This window comes from uncultured Succinivibrio sp. (assembly GCF_902756765.1).
Classification (GTDB): domain Bacteria; phylum Pseudomonadota; class Gammaproteobacteria; order Enterobacterales; family Succinivibrionaceae; genus Succinivibrio.
Genome location: NZ_CACVSS010000081.1, coordinates 1 through 9,446, shown reverse-complemented (window position 1 = coordinate 9,446; position 9,446 = coordinate 1). Strand labels below are relative to the sequence as shown.

Sequence of the window (9,446 nt, the reverse complement as noted above, 5' to 3'; positions counted from 1 at the left end):
AGAGCTGTAATAACCTTGTTTGCTGCGGCCTGTTCTTCTGCTGACATACAGCCGGTTAGAACAACAGCGATACAAGTTGCTATAGAGAAAATCTTTTTCACCGTTTTACTCCTCAAGTCCTGGATAACGATTCTCATTTTCGTCAGGTGCTGTCTTAAAACGTCTGTGCATCCATAAATACTGTTCAGGCGCCATTCTCACCATACTTTCGATAACTTTATTTACGGTTGTCGCATCTGCTATTGTATCTTCAGTTGGAAAATCCTGAAGAGCTTTTTTCAGATAAAGATGATATTTGTCACCTTCTCTAATAGTCCATGAAGGAGTGATCATTGTGCCTTCGATCTTTGCAAGATTATGGGTAGCAGCAACTGTTGCTGTATCCTTAACAGCAAAGAAAGGAGCAAAAACACTGACTCTTCTTCCGTAATCCTGATCTGGAGCGTACCAGATAGGAGCTCCCGTTTTCAGAGCCTTAATCATTGAGCGTGGATCGTTTTTTGATACAAGGGCAAGATTCTTTCTTAGTCTGCCTTTAACCTGAGCCCACTCCCATACAGGATGGTCGGTAGGTCTGTATACACCAATTCCTGACTTAATATAGGTTCCGTAAATTCTTGCCATAAGTTCAAGGTGAACAAAATGAGCTGTCAGCACCAGTACCGGCTTTCCTGAGGCAGTACATTCTTTTGCGTACTGCATCCCTTCCTCGTCAATTATGACATGACGCTTTAATCTCCAGTCAGGCCAGAACCATGCCATACCTGTTTCAAATATAGCCATGCCTGAATTACGCTGAATTTCTTTAGAAAGATTGTGTCTTTCCTCATCAGACATCTCAGGGAAGGCTAGTTCGAGATTTCTTTTCAGAACATATTTTCTTGCAGGAAGAATTGTGCCCATGAGCCTGCCAATCTTGCTGCCCAAAAACATTTGAACTCTGTAAGGAAGAACATTAACAATAACAAACAGCATGAATAACGCAAACCATGCACTCCAGAAGTGGGGAAGCATCATTCTTTTTACAAAAACAGGCTTTTCTGCAAAACCTTTTCCCCAGCCTTTCTGTGAAGTGGAGAAGCGCTTATTTTCTTTGCTTTCTTTCTGTCTTTCTTTTTCTGAAACGTGAAGTGATAATTTAGCCATATAACTCTATATCTAACAAAAAGTTATGTTATTTTACCTCTAAGATCCTTTTCACGACCTACATTTTTGTTCAGATTGTTCTTTTTCTTTGTTGTCAGTTTTTTATTTCCTGAACGGATTTTCTGATGATAAGCTCAGTCTTAAACTGAGGAATTGTAAAATCGAAATCCTTTTTGTAGCGTGCCAAAGATAGTTTTAATGCTTCTTTACCCATTATTCCGATAGGATTTGTTACGGTAGTCAGTGCTGGGTTCAGACAGGAGGCAATAAACAGGTCATCAAATCCTGTTATGGAAATATCGTTAGGAATCTTGATGCCGTTGTTTTCAAAGGTAGACATGGCGGAAGCTGCGATGGTATCACAGTAACACATGACTACAGAAAACTGATCAATACCAATCTTCATAAGCTGTTCTGCAGCCATTTTTCCTCCTTCAAGTGATGGAGGTACAGAGAGAATCAGTCTTGGATTGATTTCTATATTATTGTCCGCACATGCTTTCTTGAAACCAGAAAAACGCTCCTGGGCATCAGAAATACCGAAAGAGGAGGTTACATATGCAATTTTCTTGTGTCCAAATTTGATAAGGTAATTTGTCAGATCATACATACCGTTGTGATTATCAATAATTACACAGCGGTCTTCAAAACCTCTGAGTCTTCTGTTGATGAGCACGATGTAAGGAAATCGTCTCATGTAGTCTGAGAGCAGAATATCATCTATGGCCAATGCATGTACAAGCATTCCGGAACACTGATGTGAGAGAAGAGAATCAATTGCCTTCTGTTCTCTCTGAGGATCATAGAACCCCTGGGCAATTAGTAGAGATTTTCCCATGGCATTGGCAGCCATATCACAAGATTTGATCATAGTGCCAAAATAAGGATCAGAAATATCGGAAACCAGTACTCCAATGGTTTCACTGTCCTTTTTTGCTAGAGTTCTGGCATTTGCATTAAGGTAGAAGCCAAGTTCTCTCTGAGCTGCAAGAACAGCATTCTTTGAGGCTTCACTTACCTTGGCTGTGCCGTTTAAGACTCTTGATACAGTAGCAACTGATACGTTTGCTTTCTTTGCTACATCTCTAATTGTTGCGGTCATAAAATTTATTCTTATATCTGAAAGGTGCTTATGGTATGACTTAAAAAGTGCATAAATACCATTTTGGTGTTTTTTTGTGAATTATTAGATTACCCAGGCTAATTATAAGTAAAATTGACTCTAAATGAAAACAAAACGGTGTTTTCACGGCATAACTACTGTATTTTCCTCACATTATTGGCTTTTTTATGAAAACGCTTACTTATTTTTTTTGTGAAAAATATTTTGTGGGTTAACTTGTTAAAGTTAAAGAAAATTTTTTGCATTTCGATTTTTAGTAAAAATCGATTAAAAATGTTGTGCCAGACAGTTTCTTTAAGCTGTTTTTATAAATTATGCTGGCTCTCATCCACACGGTTAAAACCGTGGGTTTTCAAGTCCGCATAATTTATAATATTTATGTTGTAAATCAAAAAGATAAGTAAATGTAACATAGTTGTTAAGTATAATTATGTTCCCCTCAAAAACTGAAAATGTGAAAACGATCAAATTTTATCTCTTGCTAAAAAAACAATGAGGTATATAATTTTTGTCATGTAAACGGTTACATGAGCATTACTATTGTATTTCGAGGATTTAATATGACTACTATTCTAGTAACTGGTGGCGCAGGCTACATTGGCTCACATACAGTAATTGAACTGATTAAAGCTGGTTATGAGCCTGTTATTTATGATAACTTCTACAATTCAAAACCTGCAGTACTTGCAAGAATCAATAAGATTGTAGGCCGTAACGTTCCATTTGTCTCAGGTGATATTCGTTCACGTGAGCAGTTAGAACAGGTTTTTCAGAACTATAAGATTGACGGAGTTATTAATTTCGCTGGTTTAAAGGCTGTAGGTGAGTCTGTTAAAAAGCCTCTCGAATATTATGACAACAATGTTAATGGTGCACGTGTTCTTCTGTCTGTAATGAGAGAATTCGGCTGCAAGAATTTCATTTTCTCCTCATCTGCCACTGTTTATGGTGAGCCAGATTCTCTTCCATTAACCGAGAATTCTCCTGTAAAGAGAGCTAACTGCCCATATGGACAGACCAAAGTTGATATTGAGTACATGTGTCAGGAACTGCAGATTGCTGATCCTTCTTTCTCAATGGTGCTGCTTCGCTACTTCAACCCTGTAGGAGCTCATGAGTCTGGTTTAATTGGTGAGGACCCAAGAGGTATTCCAAATAATCTGATGCCTTACCTGACACAGGTTGCTGTTGGCAGATTAAAGGAACTGTCTGTTTTCGGTAATGATTATCCAACTCCAGACGGCACCTGTATTCGTGACTATATCCATGTTGTTGATCTTGCTTTAGGTCATGTCGCTGCTCTGAATCACTGCCTGAATGTACCTGGTACTCATATCTACAATTTAGGAACCGGTACCGGCTATAGCGTTCTTGATATGGTTAAATCCTTCTCTAAAGCAATTGGCAGAGAACTTCCTTACAAGTTTGCTCCTAGAAGAGAAGGAGATGTTATTGCCTGCTATGCAGATCCATCAAAGGCCAAGAATGAATTAGGCTGGGTCGCCAAGAAGACTTTGGATGATATGACCGCCGATTCTTACAACTGGCAGAAGAACAATCCAAACGGTTACGAAGACTAAAAGATTTAAATAAAGGTAAGAAAAAACTATGACATCTTTTAACTTAACAGATCATCCACACAGAAGATTCAATGCCCTAACAGGTGAATGGATCCTGGTTTCTCCTCACAGAGCAAAGAGACCTTGGCAGGGACAGGTTGAGAAACTGGCAAATGAGATTAAGCCTAGCTATGATCCTAAATGCTACCTGTGCCCTGGCAACACTCGTGTAAACGGAGATTCTAACCCTAAGTATGAGAAGAATTTCGTTTTCACCAATGACTTTGCGGCTTTAACTCCAGATACTCCTCTGGATGCACCTGAGTCTGAGGAATTATTCCAGCTTGAGCCAGCCCGTGGTACTGCAAGAGTTATCTGCTTTAGCCCTGATCACTCAAAGACTCTTCCTGTAATGGATGTTGAAGAGATTCGTGGTGTGGTTGACCTATGGGGAGACCAGTTCACAGAGCTTTCAAAAACCTATAAGTATGTACAGTTATTTGAGAATAAAGGTGCAATTATGGGCTGCTCAAATCCACATCCACACGGACAGATCTGGGCATGTAACTTCATTCCTGAAGAAGTTATGAAAGAATACAGACAGCAGAAGAAGTATTTTGAAAAGCACAATACTCCACTGCTATTAGACTATGTAAATGCAGAGCTGAAGAAAAAAGAGCGCATTATTTTTGAAACCGAATACTTTGTTGCTCTTGTTCCTTTCTGGGCATTCTGGCCATTTGAAACCATGATTCTTCCTAAGTTCAAGGTTCAGACTATCAATCAGCTGAATGATGATCAGCGCAACGATCTGGCTTTAGCCATCAAGAAGCTGACCTGCCGTTACGACAATCTATTTGAATGTTCATTCCCATACTCAATGGGCTGGCACAATGCTCCTGTTGACGGTGAAGAGCATTCAGAGTGGCAGCTGCACGCTAACTACTATCCACCTCTACTAAGAAGTGCAACCGTTAAGAAGTTTGTTGCTGGCTTCGAGCTTTTAGCCGAAAAGCAGCGTGATTTAACTCCTGAGCAGGCAGCAACCCGCTTAAGAGATCTATCTGAGACTCATTATTCATTAAATAAATAAACATAGGATTTTAAAATGTCAGACATCAAAGAAATTTGCCTAAAAGCTTTTGAAGACAAATTCGGAACAAAACCAACCATGCAGGAGTATGCTCCAGGCCGAGTAAACATTATCGGTGAGCATACTGATTATAACGGAGGATTTGTTCTTCCATGTGCCATCAAGTACGGTACCTGTATGGTCGCCAAGCCAAACGGCACCAATACTATGCGCATTTTAGCCGTTGATATGAATAATGATTACGACGAGTTCGAATTAGCTGCAAAGATTGAAAAGCACCCAACCAAGCTATGGGTAAACTACCTTCGCGGTGTTGCTTACCAGATCTGCGAGAATTTCGGCAGCAAGGTTAAAGGTCTTGATATTGCTATCAAGGGTGACGTTCCTCCAGGAGCAGGTCTATCTTCATCTGCATCTTTAGAGGTATGTTTCGGTCACCTGGTATCAAATGCCTTTGATTTAAACATCGCTTTAATGGATATCGCTCTGATGGGCCAGGCTGCTGAAGCTTACATCGGCATGAAGTGCGGTATTATGGACCAGGCTATCTCTGCAAACGGAACTAAAGATCACGCTGTTCGTATCGACTGCAAGTCATACGGTCTAACTCAGGTTGCTGTTCCTTCAAATCTTGAGATTCTGATCATCAATTCAAACATCAAGCATCAGTTGGTAGGTTCTGAGTATAACGACCGTCGTGAGAGCTGTGAAAAGGCTGCAAAGATTATAGGAGTTCCTCTGTTACGTGATGCTACTATGGAAATGCTTGATGCATGCAAGGATAAGATGGATGATGTTACCTACCGTCGTGCCCGTCATGTAATCACTGAGGATGATCGTGTTTTAGAGGCTTCTAAGGCTTTTGAATCAGGTGATCTTAAGACTCTTGCAAAACTGATGTACGCATCTCACATGTCACAGAAGCAGGATTTTGAAATCACTGTAAAGGAAACTGACGCTATCGTTGATATCGTTAAGGAAGCCTTAGGTGAGGAATATGCTGCAGTTCGTCAGACCGGTGGTGGATTCGGTGGCTGTGTTGTTGCTGTTGTTGAGCCAAAGAATGTTGAAGTGGTTAAGAATGCTATCAATGCCAAGTACCAGAAGATTTCAGGTATTGGCGCAACCATTTTTGAGACTCAGGCATGTGATGGCGCAACCTTCACACGTCTAGCTTAATTACCGTTAAATAATAATTTGTTCTCGAAAATAGTAAGTTCCCCGCCCTAAAGGGTAGGGAATTCCTCCTGTCGCCGATCGTTTTGATCGGCATTTTTTTTACATTCTGGTTGATTTACATTGTAAATGCAGGACTCATCCTGTCTATTGCAGAACGAGAAATGTTATATTTTCTTGCCAACGTAAGCCAGTTATCTGCAACTACTGTTTTTATATTGCTTATAATCTGCTCAGCATAAGTCTTCTTTAGTTGATAGAATTCAGCCGTTTCCAAAGCCAGAGAATAATCCAGCTCAGTATCTTCTTCCGTGATTCCCAAGGATAAATTGCTTCCATAAGGATTTGGATTTACATCAAACAGCGGTGAAAGACGCCACCCATCCTTATCCAGCAGAAATCCATGATTGCGTAAATGATCATCAGTATTTGATATGGCAATATTAAATACCATTCTGCACCAAAGCTCTTTTAAATCAGCAGAGGCTTTCGGACTATGTGATGTTAACCAATCTGCAATATCAAGATATGATGCATCATGATCATTGTCAGTTTTGTTTAACATTGTCATGGCTGAAGCCATATGAATACGTTTATCACCAAATCGGTCGAATCGCTTTACCAAAAAGGTTGTTCCTTCTTTTGTTATATCTAAAGCTTTTGCTTCTGGGACATTAAGATTACACATTTTTGCAAGGTCATGGGCTACCATTTCCCACGCACCGGTGTTTTCTGTATCATGTTTTGACGGAAATTTTGCTATCCATAAACAGCCTTTTTCGTCGCAAACTGTTGCTTTAGGTCTTGCTCCTCCTAGTGAGGAGCCTGGAGCCATAAGAAGGGCTAGCCAATCTTCATCGTTACCTGAGTCTGTCTCGAAATTTCTGGAGGCATCCTGCAGACGGCGAAGTTCTGTCCAAGGTGGAGTTGCTAGTTCTTTATCATAAGCTAGAAAATTTCCTTGTGGCTCTGTACGAAAACGAAGCGCTCCCATGCGACTTTCATCATGAACTCCTAGAAGAAAATCACTTTCCCGTAGGGCTTTTGGCTTTCTATCCTCTTTACGTGCATGTATTGATTCACGTCTTTTCATGAGTAGACGCCCCCAGCGGTCAGGACAGGAGTCAGAAAACATTCCAAAAATGTTTTTTTCAGCATATTGACGCCCTGTTATATCAGTATGAAGTTGCGGATCTAAGAATATATGCTCATCTCCTGCCAATACCTCCTCGGACCACTCAAAGGAGTAGACTTCGTCGCCATGTGATTTTTGGACATAAAGGTTTCCAATATAAAATTGGTCACGATAATAGTCGTCCAAGTAGCAAAAAATCGTTTTATTATCTTTCATTCTTTCTCTTCGATGCCCTATGAGCAATGGTAAGTCCCATATCCTGCAGCAGTCTTCCTTTTTTGTCGTCTTTACAAATGAGCAACAAATCTTGATCCATACCCTCAATGGCATGAAGAACTTTTGCGTAGGCTCCCATGGATACTGAGGGACTACCTTTCTCAATTGACCATACAGTCGTTCGTCCCAAACCAGCTCTGTCGGCTATGACTTCTACAGGAATGTCACGTCGTAAACGAGCAAGTTTTATCTGTTCTCCCATAGTCTGAAGTATTCGTTTAATACTGGGGGTAAGAACAATCCTTTTTCCCATAGAATTACCTCTAAATGTTCATATTTATAAACATTATAGGTAAAGATGTTTATAATTACAAACGTTATGATGCGTAAATGGAGAATTAATAGATAGCAATATGAGACATTCCTGAAAATAAAAAGATATCGGTATGAGAATATAGAATGTGAAACAATTCACAATGTAATATCTAAAAAAGCTCAATGGCTGTAAAAGTAATGGAAAACAGCTCAAACTGAATATAGATAATACAAGTTAGGTTAACCAAATAACCATAAGGAGTTTATATGTCTATTCTTGCTGCTGTTGCTGTACCTCATCCTCCTTTAATCATTCCAGAGGTTGGCCTAGGAAAAGAAAAACAGATTCAGTCCACTATTGACTCCTATAACAAGGTTATGGAGTTTGTTGCCTCTTTGGAGCCGGAAACCGTAGTTATTGTCTCTCCTCACATGGAAACTTATGCAGACTATATTCATGTGGCCTCAGGTTCTGGAGAATCAGGAAGTTTCTCTCAGTTTGGGGCAGGTTCAGTCCGTATCGATGCTGTTTATGATGAAGGTTTTGTCGATGAGCTGTGCGATGAGTTGAAGTCTAAGGATATAAGTGCTGGCAGACTTGGGCATAAAATGAGCGAGCTTGATCATGCAACCATGATCCCGATGTGGTTTTTAAATAAATATCTGAAAGCCTATAAAGTTGTTCGACATTACAAGGTTGGACAGGTTGTTGCTGAGGTTGCTGCAAGACTAAAGAGAAAAACTGTCTTTATTGGCAGCGGAGATTTATCTCACCGTCTTTTAGAGGATGGACCTTATGGCTTTGACAGCAATGGACCTGTTTTTGACAAATGTATAGCAGAGTCATTCAGAGAATCTGATTTTTATAAGCTTCTGTCAATTCCTTCCAACGTTTGCGAAGGGGCAGGTGAGTGCGGTTTCAGACCATTTGTGATGATGGCAGGTGTTCTGGACTGCAAGTCGATTGAGGGTAATCTTTATTCCTATGAAGGGCCTTTTGGAGTAGGTTATGCTGTAGCCGGTTTTAAAGTTACTGGGGAGAGTAGAGACAATAATTATCTTGATAAATTCTTAAATGCACAGATAGAGAAAAACAGCAAATCCAGGGAATCTTCAGATGAATATACCTCTCTGGCAAGAGCTTCAATGGAACACTATGTGAAAACACACTCTATGCTGTCAAGACCTGATGGTCTTTCAAAGGACTTAATCAAAAACAGGGCTGCAGTATTTGTATCTCTAAAAAAATTCGGTCAGCTTCGTGGCTGTATTGGTTCACTTGCCCCAACCTGTGACTGTGTAGCGGATGAAATTATTAAGTTTGCAGTGAATGCCTGTTCTTACGATCCAAGATTTGAGCCGGTTAGAGAAGATGAACTGCCATTTATTACTGTTAGCGTGGATGTTCTGACTGAACCTGAGAAGATAGGATCTATTGAAGAGCTTAATCCTAAAAAGTATGGTGTGATTGTAAGATCAGGGCATAAGAGTGGTGTGCTTCTGCCTGATCTTGAAGGAGTGGATACTCCTCAGGAGCAGATTAGGATCTGCCGACGCAAGGGCAATATTTCGGATGAAGAATCTGTAGAGCTTGAGCGTTTTGAAGTGATTAGACATTTCTGATGGAAGAGAGTATTTCAGAATGACTCAGAAAGTTAGATGTGAACTTTGTCCTAGACACTG

At 40.2% G+C, this 9,446-nt stretch carries 8 protein-coding genes; 4 read left to right on the top strand and 4 right to left on the bottom strand.

What is annotated here, in order from left to right; all coding sequences use genetic code 11:
- Positions 1-105: 105 nt before the first annotated feature.
- Entirely contained in the window at positions 106-1,146 is a 1,041-nt protein-coding gene (gene lpxL / locus QZU45_RS09805) for an LpxL/LpxP family Kdo(2)-lipid IV(A) lauroyl/palmitoleoyl acyltransferase (protein ID WP_295354780.1), read from the bottom strand.
- 94 nt (positions 1,147-1,240) lie between these two features.
- Positions 1,241-2,248, bottom strand: coding sequence for a LacI family DNA-binding transcriptional regulator (locus QZU45_RS09800; RefSeq protein ID WP_295354777.1), 1,008 nt, complete (start codon positions 2,246-2,248; stop codon positions 1,241-1,243).
- 581 nt (positions 2,249-2,829) lie between these two features.
- On the opposite strand from QZU45_RS09800, the gene galE reads away from it, so the two are divergent.
- Genes galE through galK form a run of 3 tightly spaced genes read left to right on the top strand, consistent with a single transcriptional unit; the run spans position 2,830 to position 6,100 of the window.
- Entirely contained in the window at positions 2,830-3,849 is a 1,020-nt protein-coding gene (gene galE, locus QZU45_RS09795; RefSeq protein ID WP_294997741.1) for a UDP-glucose 4-epimerase GalE, read from the top strand.
- Positions 3,850-3,877: 28 nt separating this feature from the next.
- On the top strand, positions 3,878-4,921 hold the full coding sequence (locus tag QZU45_RS09790) for a UDP-glucose--hexose-1-phosphate uridylyltransferase (protein WP_295354774.1): 1,044 nt from the start codon (positions 3,878-3,880) through the stop codon (positions 4,919-4,921).
- A 15-nt stretch (positions 4,922-4,936) separates the two neighbouring features.
- Positions 4,937-6,100: a galactokinase gene (galK, locus tag QZU45_RS09785; protein ID WP_295354771.1), complete on the top strand. Its 1,164-nt coding sequence runs from the start codon at positions 4,937-4,939 to the stop codon at positions 6,098-6,100.
- Between the two features lie 115 nt (positions 6,101-6,215).
- Here the strand turns inward: galK and QZU45_RS09780 are convergent, their stop codons facing one another.
- Together QZU45_RS09780 and QZU45_RS09775 are read right to left on the bottom strand one after the other, a co-directional pair.
- On the bottom strand, positions 6,216-7,448 hold the full coding sequence (locus QZU45_RS09780; RefSeq protein WP_074942651.1) for a type II toxin-antitoxin system HipA family toxin: 1,233 nt from the start codon (positions 7,446-7,448) through the stop codon (positions 6,216-6,218).
- Entirely contained in the window at positions 7,438-7,761 is a 324-nt protein-coding gene (locus QZU45_RS09775) for a helix-turn-helix transcriptional regulator (protein ID WP_074942650.1), read from the bottom strand. Before QZU45_RS09775 ends, QZU45_RS09780 begins: the two co-directional genes overlap by 11 nt.
- Positions 7,762-8,030: 269 nt before the next feature.
- Between QZU45_RS09775 and amrA the strand changes: the two genes are divergently transcribed.
- Complete coding sequence (gene amrA / locus QZU45_RS09770; RefSeq protein ID WP_295354766.1) at positions 8,031-9,386, top strand: AmmeMemoRadiSam system protein A; 1,356 nt, start codon at positions 8,031-8,033, stop codon at positions 9,384-9,386.
- The last annotated feature ends 60 nt before the right edge of the window (positions 9,387-9,446 follow it).